This window comes from Actinoplanes sp. ATCC 53533 (assembly GCF_003947245.1).
The window spans coordinates 1-484 of record NZ_QHHV01000692.1; the positions used below are offsets into that span (position 1 = coordinate 1).

A 484-nucleotide genomic window follows, 5' to 3' on the forward strand; every position below is an offset into this window, starting at 1 on the left:
CGTGCGGCAGCGCATAGCGCTTGCCCGCCGTGCCGGCGCAGAGCAGCAACTGCCCCATCGACGCGGCCATGCCCATGGCCACGGTGGAGACGTCGTTGTCGATGAACTGCATCGTGTCGTAGATCGCCATGCCGGAGTAGACGGAACCACCCGGCGAGTTGATCCACAGGTTGATGTCGCGGTCCGGGTCTTCCGCGGAGAGCAGGAGCAACTGCGCGCAGATGCGATTGGCAACCTGGTCGGTCACTTCGCTGCCGAGGAAGATGATCCGCTCCCGCAGCAGGCGGTTGTAGACCGAGTCGTCGAGGTTGCCACTGATGGAGTCACCACCACGCAGGGTGGGACTCCCAGGGATGTGCAGATCGGTCATGGCAGCCCTTCACAGCTGACTGTGTCGGCCGAGGATCCGGCCGGCAGGTTGTCCGTCGTACGACCAACCTAACCGGTCGCATGCGCATCAGCTTCCCGCTCGGGCAGGTGTTCG

General features: G+C 64.5%; 1 protein-coding gene. It reads right to left on the minus strand.

Annotated elements, in window-relative coordinates; translation table 11 throughout:
- Nucleotides 1–370: ATP-dependent Clp protease proteolytic subunit (locus DMB66_RS60680; protein WP_199753348.1), on the minus strand; the 370-nt coding region annotated here is incomplete at its 3' end.
- Between the last annotated feature and the right edge of the window lie 114 nt (nt 371–484).